At 64.9% G+C, this 15,101-nt stretch carries 14 protein-coding genes; 8 read left to right on the forward strand and 6 right to left on the reverse strand.

Features of this window, described 5'->3' with window-relative positions; genetic code table 11:
- Positions 1-253: 253 nt before the first annotated feature.
- Positions 254-1,963, forward strand: a complete 1,710-nt coding sequence (mqo, locus tag KHP16_RS07400; protein ID WP_211959870.1) for a malate dehydrogenase (quinone) — start codon at positions 254-256, stop codon at positions 1,961-1,963.
- A gap of 26 nt (positions 1,964-1,989) precedes the next feature.
- On the opposite strand, the gene KHP16_RS07405 is transcribed toward mqo, so the two are convergent.
- Positions 1,990-3,159 (reverse strand): zinc-dependent alcohol dehydrogenase, encoded by a 1,170-nt coding sequence (locus KHP16_RS07405; protein WP_211959871.1) that lies wholly within the window; start codon positions 3,157-3,159, stop codon positions 1,990-1,992.
- Positions 3,160-3,446: 287 nt separating this feature from the next.
- On the opposite strand from KHP16_RS07405, the gene KHP16_RS07410 reads away from it, so the two are divergent.
- Positions 3,447-4,295 (forward strand): SDR family NAD(P)-dependent oxidoreductase, encoded by an 849-nt coding sequence (locus tag KHP16_RS07410; RefSeq protein ID WP_211959872.1) that lies wholly within the window; start codon positions 3,447-3,449, stop codon positions 4,293-4,295.
- A gap of 39 nt (positions 4,296-4,334) precedes the next feature.
- Positions 4,335-4,808, forward strand: coding sequence for a DUF3597 domain-containing protein (locus KHP16_RS07415; protein WP_121490871.1), 474 nt, complete (start codon positions 4,335-4,337; stop codon positions 4,806-4,808).
- Positions 4,809-4,866: 58 nt separating this feature from the next.
- Here KHP16_RS07415 and KHP16_RS07420 read toward each other — a convergent pair whose 3' ends face one another.
- Positions 4,867-6,546 carry an S-layer protein gene (locus KHP16_RS07420; RefSeq protein WP_211959873.1) on the reverse strand — a complete coding sequence of 560 codons (1,680 nt, stop codon included), beginning with the start codon at positions 6,544-6,546 and terminating at the stop codon, positions 4,867-4,869.
- 274 nt (positions 6,547-6,820) lie between these two features.
- Here KHP16_RS07420 and KHP16_RS07425 point away from each other — a divergent pair, with 274 nt between their 5' ends.
- From KHP16_RS07425 to KHP16_RS07435, 3 genes are all read left to right on the forward strand, one after another.
- Positions 6,821-7,228, forward strand: coding sequence for a PRC-barrel domain-containing protein (locus tag KHP16_RS07425; protein WP_109581035.1), 408 nt, complete (start codon positions 6,821-6,823; stop codon positions 7,226-7,228).
- A 15-nt stretch (positions 7,229-7,243) separates the two neighbouring features.
- Positions 7,244-7,483, forward strand: a complete 240-nt coding sequence (locus KHP16_RS07430) for a DUF2789 domain-containing protein (RefSeq protein ID WP_109581034.1) — start codon at positions 7,244-7,246, stop codon at positions 7,481-7,483.
- 227 nt (positions 7,484-7,710) lie between these two features.
- Positions 7,711-8,061 (forward strand): hypothetical protein, encoded by a 351-nt coding sequence (locus tag KHP16_RS07435; RefSeq protein WP_109581033.1) that lies wholly within the window; start codon positions 7,711-7,713, stop codon positions 8,059-8,061.
- A 133-nt stretch (positions 8,062-8,194) separates the two neighbouring features.
- Here KHP16_RS07435 and KHP16_RS07440 read toward each other — a convergent pair whose 3' ends face one another.
- The 3 genes from KHP16_RS07440 to KHP16_RS07450 all read right to left on the reverse strand — a co-directional run bounded on the left by KHP16_RS07440 (position 8,195) and on the right by KHP16_RS07450 (position 10,803).
- Positions 8,195-8,839 carry an HAD hydrolase-like protein gene (locus KHP16_RS07440; RefSeq protein ID WP_211959874.1) on the reverse strand — a complete coding sequence of 215 codons (645 nt, stop codon included), beginning with the start codon at positions 8,837-8,839 and terminating at the stop codon, positions 8,195-8,197.
- Between the two features lie 155 nt (positions 8,840-8,994).
- Positions 8,995-9,981, reverse strand: coding sequence for a Bug family tripartite tricarboxylate transporter substrate binding protein (locus tag KHP16_RS07445; protein ID WP_244835675.1), 987 nt, complete (start codon positions 9,979-9,981; stop codon positions 8,995-8,997).
- A 36-nt stretch (positions 9,982-10,017) separates the two neighbouring features.
- Entirely contained in the window at positions 10,018-10,803 is a 786-nt protein-coding gene (locus tag KHP16_RS07450) for an HpcH/HpaI aldolase family protein (RefSeq protein ID WP_115952332.1), read from the reverse strand.
- A 140-nt stretch (positions 10,804-10,943) separates the two neighbouring features.
- On the opposite strand from KHP16_RS07450, the gene KHP16_RS07455 reads away from it, so the two are divergent.
- On the forward strand, positions 10,944-11,867 hold the full coding sequence (locus tag KHP16_RS07455; RefSeq protein ID WP_179593499.1) for a LysR substrate-binding domain-containing protein: 924 nt from the start codon (positions 10,944-10,946) through the stop codon (positions 11,865-11,867).
- Positions 11,868-11,889: 22 nt separating this feature from the next.
- Here the strand turns inward: KHP16_RS07455 and KHP16_RS07460 are convergent, their stop codons facing one another.
- Positions 11,890-13,896, reverse strand: coding sequence for a S9 family peptidase (locus KHP16_RS07460; protein WP_244835676.1), 2,007 nt, complete (start codon positions 13,894-13,896; stop codon positions 11,890-11,892).
- A gap of 170 nt (positions 13,897-14,066) precedes the next feature.
- Between KHP16_RS07460 and KHP16_RS07465 the strand changes: the two genes are divergently transcribed.
- Positions 14,067-15,098 (forward strand): Bug family tripartite tricarboxylate transporter substrate binding protein, encoded by a 1,032-nt coding sequence (locus KHP16_RS07465; RefSeq protein ID WP_109581029.1) that lies wholly within the window; start codon positions 14,067-14,069, stop codon positions 15,096-15,098.
- The last annotated feature ends 3 nt before the right edge of the window (positions 15,099-15,101 follow it).

The raw sequence follows: 15,101 nt of genomic DNA on the forward strand, positions 1-15,101 counted from the left end.
AGGTCGATGTGAGGTCGATGTGGGGCCGATGTGAGGTCTATCGGCCGAGCAGGACCGGCTGTTCGCCATGGAGTCTGCGTCGTGATCAGGGTTTTCCCTGATATTTCGGTCAGTGTGGGTTACAATCCGCGCTCGCGTATCGACGTTTCGCTCGGCGTGTGACGTTTCGTCCGCCGACGCCCCCTATGACAGCGTCCACCCGACAGCTTCCATCCGTCGCAATCGGTGCCGCACGCTACCTGGACAGACTCCAATGACTCAATCGGACAACAAGCCGGCGCACGGCCGCGAGCCTTTCACCCGCCGTAAATTCCTCGCAGCCGCTGTCGGCGCCGCAGCCGTCTGGGGCGGATATTCGTACTTCTTCGGCAGTCAATACCGCGCCGCAAAGGCCGATCGCACGGTCGATGTGCTGCTGATCGGCGGCGGCATCATGAGCGCGACCCTGGGCGTCTATCTCAAGGAGCTGGAGCCGAACTGGACGTGCGAAGTCTTCGAGCGCCTCGACAAGGTCGCGGAAGAAAGCTCGAACGGCTGGAACAACGCGGGCACCGGACATTCGGCGCTCTGCGAGCTGAACTACACGCCGATGGACGACAAGGGAAACGTCCATATCACGCAGGCGATCAACATCAACGAGAACTTCCAGATCTCCCGCCAGTTCTGGGCGCATCAGGTGCGTCAGGGCGTGCTCGGCAATCCGCGCGAGTTCATCAACTCGACGCCGCACATGAACCTCGTCTTCGGCGAATCGAATCGCGAATTCATTCGCAAGCGCGTCGAGGCGCTGAAGGCCTCTCCGCTTTTCGCCGGCATGGAGATGACCACCGACCGCGCGAAGATCGCGGAGTGGATCCCCATCATGATGGAAGGCCGCAAGCCCGACGAGGTGGTGACCGCCACGCGTTCGCCGCTCGGTACCGACGTCAACCTCGGCGAGATTACGCGGCAGTTCTACCGGCACCTGACCGGCAAGGCGGGCGTGAAGGTCACCACGGGCTATGAAGTGCGTTCGATCACGCGCAACGACGATGGCACGTGGCGCGTCTCCGCTTTCGACGTGAACGACGGCACGAAGATCCAGACGGTGGATGCGCGGAACGTGTTCATCGGCGCGGGCGGTGCCGCGCTGCCGCTGCTGCAACTGTCCGGCATTCCCGAAGCGAAGCAGTACGGCGGTTTCCCCGTCGGCGGCGAATTCCTCGTCACCGACAACCCCGCGATCGCTTCGCGCCATCTGGCCAAGGTCTACGGTCTTGCCGATACGGGCTCGCCCCCGATGTCGGTGCCCCACCTGGACACGCGCGTGCTCGATGGCAAGCGGGTGATCCTGTTCGGGCCGTTCGCCACGTGGTCGAGCAAGTTCCTGAAGAACGGCTCGTACTTCGATCTGGTAAAGGCGGCCACGCCGTCGAACATCATTCCGCAGCTGCAGGTCGGCGCGCACGAGTTCGCGCTGGTGAAGTACCTCGCGCAGCAGCTCGCCCTGTCGCGCGAAGAGAAGATGGCCGCCCTGCGCCATTACATGCCCGAGGCGAAGGACGAGGACTGGCGCCTGTGGGAAGCCGGTCAGCGCGTGCAGATCATCAAGAACGACCCCGAGAAAGGTGGCGTGCTGAAGCTCGGCACCGAAGTCGTGGTGTCGGCCGACCGATCGGTCTCCGCGCTGCTGGGCGCGTCTCCGGGCGGTTCGACATCGCCGGCGATCATGCTGTCGCTGCTCGAGCGCGTATTCCCGGAACAGATGAAAACGGCCGCATGGCAGCAGAAGATCCGCGAGATCGTTCCCAGCTACGGCAAGAAGCTCAACGAGAACCCGCAGTTGCTGGCCACCGAATGGGCAACCACCGCGGAAACGCTGCAACTTGCGATTGCCCCGCCGAGCCTCGACGGCGTGGTGCCCTCGACCACCCCGATGGCAACGCCTGGGGTGGTGAAGAAGGTGCTGGATATCGCGCTGTAAGCAGAGGTAGCCGCTGCCGGCGGCGGCTAGAACTTGATGACGGTCTTGATACAGCCGTCTTCCTTCTCCCGGAAGGTCTTGTACATCTCGGGGCCTTGTTCGATGCCGATGCGGTGCGTGATGACGAACGATGGATCGATGTCGCCAGCGAGGATGCGTTCGAGGAGGTGATCGGTCCAGCGGTTGACGTGGGTCTGGCCCGTGCGGATCGTCAACGCCTTGTTCATCACGGCGCCCATCGGGATCTTGTCGACCAGGCCGCCGTACACGCCTGGAATGGACAGGATGCCCGCCGGACGGCACACGTAGATCATTTCTCGCAGCACGTGTGGCCGGTCGGACTCGGCCATCACCGCCTGCTTGATGCGGTCGTAGACCGAGTCGAGCGAAGCCGTGGCATGCGCTTCCAACCCCACCGCGTCGATGCATTTGTCGGGGCCCTTGCCAGCAGTCAGTTCGTTGAGCGCTTCGACGACGTTGACGGAATCGAAGTTGATCACCGTCGCGCCTAGCGACTCCGCGAGCGCGAGCCGTTCCGGGACGCGGTCGATGGCGATGATCCGCTGCGCGCCCTGCAGTTTCGCGCTCAGTATCGTGAACTGACCGACCGGGCCGCAGCCCCAGACCGCGACCACATCGTCGGGCTGGATGTCGCATTGCGCGGCGGCCTGCCACCCCGTCGGCAGGATATCCCCCAGAAACAGCACCGATTCGTCGCTAACGCCCTCGGGAATTTTTACTGGAGCCACGTCGGCGTACGGCACGCGCACATACTCGGCCTGCCCGCCCGCGTAACCGCCGGTGAGGTGCGTGTAGCCGAACAGTCCGGCGGTCGTGTGGCCGAACACCTTGTCGGCGGTCGGCTTGTTGCGGTTCGTGCGCTCGCAAACCGAGAAATTGCCGCGACGGCATTGGTCGCATTCGCCGCAAATGATCGTGAACGGCACGACGACGCGGTCTCCGACTTTCAGGCGTTTGTTCTCGGCGCCGACCTCGACCACTTCTCCCATGAACTCGTGGCCCATCACATCGCCGTCTTCCATGCCGGGGATGAAGCCGTTGTAGAGGTGAAGATCCGAGCCGCAGATCGCGCAGCTCGTGGTCTTGATGATCGCATCGCGGGGGTGTTCGATTCGCGGATCGGGGACGGTGTCGCAGCGAATGTCGTGTTTTCCGTGCCAGCACAGCGCTTTCATGGTCGTTCTCCGGTGGTGAAGCGGTGCCCTTGGCGGCAGCATCGACCGTGCCCGGCGCGACCAGCGGTGCGTTTTCGGGGCGTATGCGCGGCCCTTGCCCGCGGCACGCCCGTTCGTCGTCATGCCGCCGACGCGATAACGCAAAAATGCAGCGACTTTATCGACCAGATTTACATCGCGCCCGCTTCACCGCACGTCGCGCCGCCTCAGCGCGCGTCGCCACGCTATCCGCGCGCGTGGAACGGACCTTGCTGCTCCCCGCTGTCTTTCCGTCTCCGGAGTACGCCATGAGCACGACGCAACCACCCTCGGCCACCTTTACCGAGACGCCCGTCACGACGGATACCGCCGGCAGCCGACCGCTCGCGCTCGTGACCGGTGCCTCGTCCGGCATCGGCTATCACCTCGCCGAGTGCTGCGCGAGAGCTGGAATGGACCTGCTGATCGTCGCGGACGAGCCAAAGATCCACACGGCGGCAACGACGCTTGGCGAAGAAGGGATTGCCGTGGAGGCGGTCGAGGCCGACCTTTCCACGCGCGCAGGCGTGGATCAGTTCATCGCCGCAATACGCGGGCGTCCGGTCAGCGTGCTATGCGCCAACGCGGGCCGCGGCCTCGGGCATGCCTTCCTGGATCAGGATTTTTCGGACATCGCCCGCGTGATCGAGACCAACGTGACGGGAACCGTCTATCTATTGCATCACGTGGGGCGGGCCATGCGGATGCAGGGCTCGGGCAGGATCCTGATCACAGGCTCCATCGCCGGGTTGATGCCGGGCACCTATCAGGCCGTCTATAACGCATCCAAGTCCTTCCTCGATTCTCTTTCGTTTGCGCTGCGGCATGAACTGCGCGATTCGGGCGTGTCGGTGACGTGCCTGATGCCCGGCGCGACCGAAACCGAGTTCTTCGAACGCGCCGACATGCTCGATACGCGCGTGGCGCAGGGCAAGAAGGACGATCCCGCCGACGTGGCGCGTCAGGGGTTCGAAGCGATGATGCGCAACGATGGCGATGTGGTGACGGGCTGGCAGAACAAGCTGCGTGCGGCGATTGCCAACGTGACGCCTGCCGATACGCTGGCGGAGCAGCATCGGCGGATGGCGGAGCCCTTGTCCGAACCGCGTGAGTCGTAAGTCGTGAGCCGTTATTTCTAACAAGATCAGGAGATTGGCATGAGCATCTTCAAGGACATCCTCAACAAGCTGCTGCATCGCGGTGGCCAGCAGACAGGTGCGTCAACGGGTGGCACGGCCACAGCGGGCGCCAGCACGGCACCGGGCGCTCAGGCGGCACCCACCGCCGCACCAACAGCGCCCTCCGGCGGCAACCAACCCGCTACCGGCGGTGCATCGGGCACACCCGGCGCAGCCTCCCCCGCCCCGCTGTCGCAGGTCGATGTGGAAGCGGTCATGGACAAGGCCGCGAAGGAAGCCGGACAGCCATTGAACTGGCGCACGTCGATCGTCGATCTGCTCAAGGCGCTGGGCATCGACAGCAGCCTCGACCATCGCAAGGAGCTGGCGAAGGAACTGGGCTACACCGGCGACACGAACGATTCCGCCGCCATGAACATGTGGCTGCACAAACGCGTCATGCAGGAGCTCGCCAGGAATGGCGGCAAGCTCCCGAAAGACCTGACCGATTGATCCGGCGATGGGGATGGTGCGCCATCAGGTGTGTCATCAGGTGCGCCATCCCCTGCCATTACGAGCCGACCGTCACGAAGATCGGGTTCGAATAGAACCACAGGTCGTTATAGTTGCGCGCGTTGATCGCGTTGAAGCGTGCCGTGTCCTCGGTCACGCTGGTCTGCAGGTCCGGCAGCGGATTGCCGTTTGACGTCTCCCCGGGCACGTTCATGCCCAGGTTGGTCCCGCGCAGGCGGAAGTATTGGCTCTTCGTCGCCTTGTACGTGAACGTCATGGTGTTGTAGCCGTCCGCATCGAGCTTCCAGTCCGTCGACGTGAACGTGGCGATCACCTTCGTCGAGTCATTGGTTTCCTTGCTGTAGTCGGCCGTACCCGCCGCGGCGCGCGGCGTCACGTCGCCCGCGATCAGGTCCACGTGGTTTACCGTGGGCCGCACGTTGACGTTCATGCCGCTGTCGAGCGGATACTCGAAGTTGTTGCGGTCCGGGCTCTTGAAGCGGATCGTCACGGTCACGGTCTCGCCGGCCTTGACCTTCAGTTCCCCGCCCATCTCGCTCTTGTTCGCGCCGTTCGCCGCGTTGAAGTCCAGCGCGTTGATGAGGTCACCGAACACCGAGAACATCTTCCCCGAGCGCATGCCTTCGAGCACGGCCTTCACCCCCGTGTACTTGTTCTCGAGCCACACGTACGTCTTGGCGTATTCGCCGGGATAGTACCCGCTGCTGTTCGAGCCGATTACCTTGAAGTGATGGTCGGAGTCCGCCACGTTCCAGAAGCGGCGGCCGTCACCGAGCAGTGCGTCCCAGATGCCGCCGACCTGCGCGACCACGTAATCCACCCCGCCATAGACGCGGTTCTTGAGGTTCGCGTCGACGTACGCCGCCGTGTAGCCGCCACGGTTAGGTTCCATCTGGTTGCCGACCATGCCCTCCACGCCGAACGCGATGTTCGGCGCGGTATCGTTGAACTCGCGGTAGTTGGCGGCGGTGTACATGCCGACGTTACGCGACGGATGGTTGATCAGCGCGTAGCTCGTGTCGGGATAGTTGTCGCGCAGCCAGGCAAAGGCCTTGACCGCGTCGGCGTGCGTGCTGAACGTGCGCGCGCCCTTTGCGCTCCATGCGGAGACGTCGACGGGGTCGAACAGGGCCGCGTTACGGTTCGTGAAGAAGTATTCGAACTCGTTGGCCGCCTTGGTGGCCGTCGCGAGCGGCGATCCCGTGAAGATCCCCACGTTCACATGGTCATGCGTCGGCATGTCCCATTCGAACGCCGAGAAGATCAGCTTGTTGGCATAGCGGCCGTTGGCCTGCAATTGCTTGACCGCGGGAATCTCATAGGTGGCCATGGCCTGCGAGTAGGCCAGCGGTCCGCCGGCGATCGTCGCGCCATCCTGGTCGCGTGAGGACGTACGCAGGTGGTTCGTGATGGCGGTCCAGTCCAGGCCGAACTTGTCGAACGTCTGGTCGAGTACCGTGGACAGCTTGTTCTGCGCGTCGTCGGACTCGATCGTATGCATATGCAGATCGCCCGTGGTCCAGCGGCCCGTGGCGGCCGGCTTGACGGGGTCGGTCGGCGTGGTCGGGTTGGTCGGGTTGGTCGGGTTGGACGGCTGGCTGGGCGAAGACGGACTGGCTGGCGTGGCTGGGGCGTCGTCGCTGCCACCGCAGCCATAGAAACCCAATGCCACGACCACGCTGGCCGCGGCGGCGATGATGCTCTTGCTGTAACGCATGTACTTCCCTGTTGGCTCTGATTTCTCGATGACCCGTTGATGCACGGCACCGCCCGGTGCTCTTGTGGGCGACGATGATGCCGGGGGTTCATGACAGGAAAGTGATGCCAGCGTCGATTTATGGCGTGCGCTTTGCCGGGCGTTGGCTGACACGGGAATCAGATCAGGCCGACTTATCGCGCGGCGCCGTATGGAGGAACCTCGGCCATAGGCATGAATAGACACAACCGCGCCACGCGCGCGCCACAACATCGACACATATTAGGGAGTCATGATGAAACGTACCCTCGCCCTGGCGCTCGCCGCCGCTTCCATCTCGCTTGCTCCGCAAGCCTTTGCTCAGGTCGCCGGCCAGGCCTCGCTTGGCGTCTCCGTCGAAGAACTGCGTGTCGTCATCCAGGGCGCGAGTGTGAAAAAGCAGATTCTCGGAAAACCCGTCTATAACGAGAACAACGACAAGGTCGGTAACGTCGTCGATCTGATCGTCGCGCCGAATCGCGCCGTGTCTTTCGCCATCATCGGCGCGGGCGGGTTCGTGGGCGTGGGCCGCCATGACGTGGCCATTCCCGTGACGCAATTCGACCTGTCGGGCGACAAGATCGTGCTGCCGGGCGCAACCAAGGACGCGGTGAAGGCGTTGCCGGAATTCGAATACGCGAAGAAGGCCAAGCCGGCCAAATAATATTCAGGAGGCGTCATGGAGCAGCCGTTTCACCAGTTCTCGGAACTGTTCGCGCAGCTTGGGCTGCCTTCCGAAGAGCCCGACATCCGTGCCTTTATCGCGAAGCACGCCCCGTTGCCGGAAAAGATGGACTTGTGGGATGCGCCCTTCTGGACGCCCGCCCAATCGGCCCTGCTGCGCGACGAGCTCGTCGAAGATGCCGACTGGGCGGTGGTCGTCGACCAGCTGAACCTCGCGCTGCGCGCACCGGCGTGACTGCGGTCAGTCAACGATTTCAGACAAACACTGACGTGACGGTCAGCCGCTCGGGTGACGTCAGACACGTGTCTGCTACATAGACTCATGAGTTGTACGGGGGCGGGAAATCGCCCGCACCCGTTCTTCAGCGCACCGTCCCGTCTTGCACACGACTTGCAAAGGACGCTTGCCCACGAGGCAGGACACGGACGGTGCCCCCCGCGATCCGATATGGAGGAAAGAACATGAAGACGCCATTCATCTTCGCCATCGCCGTGGCAGCGCTCGCAGGCTGCGCCGCTTCTCCCTACACCCCGCCGCCGTCGCGCGCCACCACCGCCGTTGGCGAAAGCAAGCTCGCGCCGAAGGCCGCCGCGCAGTGCATTGGCCAGCAATGGGCCAACAGCAGCAACCAGACGGTGATGATGCAGTACATGCTCGCCAACGATCAGGCCTTCGACGTCTACGTGCCGGGCCAACAGCCGCCGAATGGCTCCGCGGCCGTGGTTCGCAAGTCGGCGCAGGGTCCGGGCTCGTGGATCGGCTTCCGCGGCAGCGACACGTCCGCGTCGAGCGCGATCAATCAGTGCCTGTAGTTCAGCGCCTGTAGTTCAGCGCCAGTAGTGGCGTGCTGAACCGGCGCGCTGAATCGGTCCGCCTGACTGACAGGGGAATGCATCGGCCGGCAGGCCTGCATTCCCTTGTCGTCGTTTTGGCCCATCGATGGTGTCACGTCGGCGCCGCGGCATTCGCCGACAGCGTCAGCATGTCCGCCGAGCGCCGGAACACCTTGCGCGGACTGGACGACAGCAGCGCATCCAGGTCCGTGTAGCCCCACGCGACCGCCCCAAACGATACGCCCGCCCGGGCGGCCGCGACCGCATCGCGGATTTCGTCGCCGATATAGATGATCTGGTCCTTGGCGACCTGCGTGGTCTTGACCACGCGCTTGAGCCGATGCGCCTTGCCGAACAGCGCCGCGCCGCATTCCACCGCGAGGAAGCGGTCCATCAGCGGCGCGCCGAGCACGGACTGCACGTTGAGGGCGGAGTTCGACGTGGCGACGGCGACGTCCACGCGCGCATCGAGCATCTGGTGCAGGACTTCCTCGATGCCGGGAAATAGCCGGACCTCGGCGATACGTGACTGCATGATCGCGCGGTAGTCGGTCATCACGGCCGGCACCTTCCACAGCGGCAGCTGCAATTCCCGGAGTACGTCCTGGGCGCTGAGCCGTCGCAGCCCGGGCCGTTCGGCCTCGGACACCTCGCGGAAGCCGTGCTTGCGCGCGAGGCCGTTGAGCACCTCCGAGAACAGCGGGTAGGTATCGGCAAGCGTGCCGTCGAAGTCGAAGATCGCGAGCCGTACGGACATGCGTCGTTCCCCTGAAAGGACCAGTCGCCGGACATTGTAGGGGAAGCGCGCATCGGTCGTTGGGCCCGACACAGAGCGGGCGCCGGCGCCCAAAAACAGTGCGATATGGTCCGGTTCAGGCGCCGCAGGGTACGGTCAGGCGTCTGCCTTGCCGCTTATTCCGGGACCACGCCCGCAGCCTGAATCACCTTGCCCCATTTCGAGACCTCGGCACGCTGGAACGTCGAGAACGCTTCCGTCGTCTTGCCTTCGGGCTCCACGCCTAGCGTGCGCAGACGCTGCTGCACCGCCGGCGATGCCACCACCGCGGCGATCTCCTTGCCGAGCTTGTCGACAATCGGCCGCGGCGTGCCCGCCGGCGCGAAGACGCCCTGCCACGACTGCATCTCGAAACCCTTGATGCCCTGCTCCGCGAGCGGCTTCACATCGGGCAGGCTCGGCAGCACATGCGTCGACGTTACGCCCAGCGCGCGCACGCGCTTGCCGTCGAGCATCGGTTTGGCGGCCGCCACCGTTTCGAACACCAGGTCGATCTGGCCGCCGATCAGGTCCGTCATGGCGGCCGCGCCACCCTTGTACGAGATCTGCTGCAACTGCGTGCCCGTAATGCTCTGGAACAGCTGGCCGGACAACTGCTGCGAACTCCCCGGCCCCGCCGTGCCGAACGTCAGGCCACCGGGCTTGGCCTTGAGGGCGGCGATGATCTGATCGACGGACTGGTACTTGCTGTCGTTGGCCACGACAAGCACGTTGCTCACCGTCCCGACAAGGTTGACGGGGATGAAGTCCTTGACGGGATCATAGCCAAGCTTCTTGTAGAAGAATGGATTGACCGCATGCGTCGTGATCGTGCCGCCCATGATCGTGTAGCCGTCCGGCTCCGCGCGCGCCACGGCCTGCGTACCGAGGATGCCCGACACGCCTGGCTTGTTGTCGATGACCACGGGCTGGCCGAGCCGTTGCGACAATCCCTCCGCCACGATGCGCGCGGTGGCGTCGGACACGCCGCCGGGCGAGAACGGGACGACGTACTTGATCGGTTTCGTTGGCCATGGGTCGGCCGCGTGAACCATGACGGGCACAAGGCATGCGGCGGCCATGGCGAGCGCCGCGGTGGCGGCCACGCTGTTGAGTCTCTTCACTATCGTCTCCTATGTCGTTTTATGTTGTCGCGCGGGCTAGTACGAGAGCTCCCCGCCGGCCCGTCCCGCCGTAGCGGCCTGCCGGAATGCCGTCGTGATGAGGCTCGTGGCCACCGTCGCGAAGTACCGCGCGCCCATCGGGCGATAGCGCTGCTCGTCCTCCGCGGTCAGTGCCAGCACGCCCGGGCACTTGCCCGCGCGATCGACGGCGCGCAGCGCCTGCTCGATGGCGGCGGCCACCTCGGGTCGCTTCCAGTCGCTGCCAAAACCCATCGCATGGGACAGGTCGTTGGGGCCAACGAACACCGCATCGATCCCCTCCACTGCCGCGATCGCTTCCGCATTCGCGACGCCTTCGGGCGACTCGATCATCGCGATCAGCGCGATGCCCTCGTTGCTGCGCGACGTATGCGATGCGCCCGGAAACGCGCCATAGCCCGCCGCGCGCCCGCTGAAGGCGCTGCCACGCTGGCCCTTGCCCGGATACCGCACGCGGCGCACGAGCTCGCGCGCATCGTCGGCGGTTTCCACCATCGGAATCTGCACGGCGCTCGCGCCCATGTCGAGCACGCGGGGGATGTCTTCGATGAAGCAGCGCACCACGGGCACGATGCCACTGGCGCGCGCGGCGCGCAGCATGTGCTCGGTGGTTTCGAGATCGGCCGCGCCGTGCTCGTTGTCGATGATGACGAAGTCGAAGCCGGCATAGCCGCACATTTCGACGATCGCAGGGCTGGGGAGCGCGCTGAAAATCCCGCGCAACGGGTTACCGCTGCGCAGCATGGCCGGCAGTCGGTTATCGATCGGGTGCTGGATGGTCATGTCTCGCGTCTGTCTCGCGTCGTGATGGGTCCGGCCGTATGGGATGCCCTGACAAAGGGTTGGCCGGTGGAGACATTTTCCCGAGGGATGGATTATATTTCCAATATTACTTTTGTATGAGATTTATACAGGCTCTGTATATGTACAGCCCGCTGGAATTCCGTGTCCTGACGTCCTTTCTCGTGCTCGCCGACGAACTGAGCTTCACGCGCGCCGCGCGCCGTCTCAACATGACTCAGCCGCCGCTAAGCCTGCAGATCAAGCAGCTGGAGGCGCAACTCGGCACGCCGTTGTTCGAGCGCACCAAGCGCAGCGTGCGGTTGACACCCGCCGGCGCGGTACTGCGCGCGCAGGCGGAGAAGCTGTTCGATATCGAGCATCGCGCGCGGCAGATGGTCGTGCAGGCGGGGCGCGGCGACGATGTCGGACACCTGTCTATCGGCCTGACGGCGATCTCGGCGATCGCGCTCGTGCCCAACATGCTGCGGCGATTCGCGGCACGGATGCCGGGCGCGCTGTATTCGTTGCGGGAGGTGAGTTCGGAGGCGATGCTGCAGGCGTTGCTGCGCAACGAACTCGATGTGGCAATCCTGCGGCCGCCGATCACGGATGCCCGGTTGCAGGCACGGCGCCTGATGCGGGAGACGCATGTGCTGGCCGTGCCCGAGGGACATCGCCTGGCGACGCAGCGCAGCGTCGGCGTGCGCGACCTGCATGGCGAAAGCCTGGCCACGCTCGAGCGGCGACATGGGCAATACGCCCACGATTTGATGCTTGGCTGGCTGGCCGAGCACAACGTCGTGCCGCTACGGATTCACGATGGCGCGCGGTATCACGCAATGATGGCGCTGGTGACGGCGGGCATCGCCATCGCGGTGATTCCGGCATCGGCCGCGGCCCAGCATGTGCCGGGTGTGGTGTTCCGCAAGATCTCGGGCAAGGACGTGCCCGCGCTCGAACTATGGATCGCGTTTCACAAGGACATCGCGAATCCGCTGACGATGCCGTTCGTCGAGGACGCGCTGGCGGCCGCGGCCCAGTACAAGGTGCGCGCGCCAGCGTGATGCACCGCGTAAATCAAGACGGCTAGTACTTCTCGACCGACTCGATCACCGCTGTATTGCCCTCGATCTCCGCCGGATGCGACGGCTCGGCGCGGCCGCCGAGATGCGTGGCGAGGAAGGTCTCGATGATCGTATTGAACCGAATCGAGTTCGCCGGTCGCAGAAAGCCGTGCCCTTCGTCGGGAAACACCACGTAGGTGAACGGAATCCCCTTCGCGCGCAAGGCGTCGATCATCTGCGTGGACTCGGCCTCCTTCACGCGCGGGTCGTTAGCGCCCTGACCGATCAGCAACGGCTTTGCGATCCGCGAGGCGTGGCTCAGCGGCGAGCGCTCCTTGAGCAGCGCCTTGCCTGCTTCGGTGTCGGGATTGCCCACCGCTCGGTACAGCGTCGCGCGGAAGCTCTCCCAATACGGCGGAATGCTCGCCAGCAGCGTCTCCAGGTTCGATGGGCCGACGACGTCGACGCCGCACGCATAGCGGTCGGCATGGCGCGTCATTGCCCATAGCGTCGCATAACCGCCGTAGCTCCAGCCCATGATGGCTACTCGCTTCGGATCCGCGATGCCCTGCGCGATCGCCCAATCGACGGCGTCGCTCAGGTCGTCGTCCATCTTCGCGCCCCACTCGAGGTCCGAAGCGCTGAGGAATCGCTTGCCGAATCCTGTCGATCCGCGGAAATTGACGGACAGCACCGCGTAGCCGCGATTGGCCAGCCATTGGTCGAGCGGATTGAACCCGAATGAGTCGCGCGCCCATGGGCCGCCGTGGACGAGCAGTACCGTGGGCACCGGCGCATGGCTTGTCAGCGGCTGGCCGCCCTCGCCCAGGCTCGCATCGGCATGGACGGGAATGGTGACGTACGTGACGAGGTCGAGCCCGTCGCGCGACCGGATCGTGGTCGATTGCATGCGCGCGAGCTTGTGATCGAGCAGCGTGGGCCGCGTCACGTACAGCCGCTCCAGCGTGCGCGTCTGGCGGTCGAACAGCCACGCGGCGCCGGGCACGCGATCCGACGCGGCGCCGATGATCCAGTAGCGGTCATCCTCGCTGCGGCTCGCCAGTCCCCACTCGCCGTCGGCGCCGCCGAGCTTGCTGTCGAGTAATGCGACGTCCTCGCGCAGGCGCTCCGCGAGCACGACGAACGTGCGGCGCTCGTGTTCGACGCTATAGGCGAGCGGCTCGTACGTGAACGCATCGAGCAACGCACCGCCAATGTCGGCACGGGCATCCTCGGCGATGACGGTCGGCACGGCCGTGTCGCCGGACTCCGCCGCGAGCGGAATCGAAACCAGCGCCGCCGTATCGCGGCCACGGCTGTCGTAGAGATACAGCGTGGTGCCTGTGACGTCGACATGCGAGGCGTGCGTGGTGCGCGCATCGTCGGCCGAGACGGACAGCCAGGGCTGCCAGCCTTCCGGCGTCGGCTTCAGATAGCGGGCACCGCCGTCGTCGAGGGTTTCCACGGCGAGCAGCACACGGAAATCGTCATCTGTCAGAAAGCCCGCGTAACCGGGGTTCTCCTGCAGGAGCGTGAGGTCTCCCGTGGCGATATCGGCCAGATAGAGGTCGTGGTAGCGCGCGTCGCGATGGTTCAGGCTCAGCAGCGCCTTGCCGCGCAGCGCGGGCTTGTGGCTCAGCGCGGCCACCGATGCGCGCACGCCAGGGAACGGCGTCAGGTCGCGCGCTTCGCCGCCCGTGGGCGAGACCGCATAGACGTGGTAGTTCTCGTCGCCGCCGACGTCCTGCACGTAGAGCAGATGCGCGCCATCGTACGACCACCAGCTGGTATAGACGCCGCGTACGCGGTCGTGGGTCAGGACCCTGGCACGCGCGGGGTTGTCGCGGGGCGCGACCCACAGGTTCATCACGCCGGCCTCGAGCGCGCTCCACGAGAGATAGCGGCCATCGGGGCTGATGCGCGCGCCGGCGCGCACGGGGTTGCCGAAGAGTTCGACGCGCGGGATGAGGGGGATCTCGGCGAGCGCGGTGGCGGGAGGGGTGACGGGAGAAATGTGTGCGTGAGACATGCGGTGTCCGATGTTGGCAAAGGGAAGTTGCAGCCCAAGTTGGCAAACGGCAGGCACCAAGAGTACTCCACGCACGCGTTCTGCGTCGGGCACTCGCCATACTGTCATAAAAACGTCACAATACGCGCAACCCTCGCCGCAGAGCGAGGCGACAACCAGAGGAGCACACCATGACGCCTTCCCGCGCGACGCATCGCGCCCGCCAGCATCGCCATCGCCGAAAGATCCTCGCCGCCCTGCCCGCATTGGCCATCGGCACCCTCGCGACGCTCGGCACGTTGCTGCCCGCCACGGCACGGGCCGCTTACCCCGATAAGCCGATCCGCATGGTCGTCGGCTTTCCGCCGGGCGGCCCCGTCGATACGCATGCCCGCATTCTCGCGGAGAAGCTCCAGCCGATCCTGGGCCAGACCGTGGTGCTCGACTACAAGGCGGGCGCGGCCGGTAATATCGGCTCGGACAACGTCGCCAAATCGCCGGCGGACGGTTACACGCTGCTGATCGCCAACACGGGACAGATGTCCATCAACAACTCGCTGTACCCGAAGCTGCCGTACAGCATGCCGAAGGACTTCGCGCCGGTGGCCCGCACCGCGCTGATTCCGCTGGTCATGGTGGTCAACAACAACGTGCCGGCGAAAAATCTGAAGGAGTTCATCGCCTATGCCAAGGCCAATCCGGGCAAGCTCAACTACGCGTCGGGTGGCAACGGCGGCATCTCGCACTTGATGCCCGAGATGTTCAAGCAGGCGTCGGGGACGTTCATCGTCCATATTCCGTACAAGGGCAGCGCGCCCGCGCTGACGGACGTCATGGGCGGTCAGGCGCAGATGATGGCGGACTCGATTCCGCTGTTCACGCAGTTCATCAAGTCCGGCAAGGTCCGCGCGCTCGCCGTGACCTCGCACACGCGCTCGCCGGCGCTGCCGGATGTGCCGACGATGGAGGAAGCCGGCCTCAAGGGTTTCGAGGTGGTCGGTTTCTATGGCGTGCTCGCGCCGGCTGGCACGCCGAAGGACATCGTGGAGAAGCTGTCCGGCGCCCTGCGAACGGTGCTGGCGGATCCGGACACCAAGGCAAAGTTCGAGCAGCAAGGGGCGGAGGCGGCATGGCAGGGGCCCGATGCCTTCACCGCCACGATCCTGAGCGAGCAGAAGCGCTGGGGGCAGGTTATCAAGACTTCCGGCGCGAAAATCGACTGATCA

This window comes from Cupriavidus plantarum, assembly GCF_905397285.1.
Lineage (GTDB): Bacteria > Pseudomonadota > Gammaproteobacteria > Burkholderiales > Burkholderiaceae > Cupriavidus > Cupriavidus plantarum.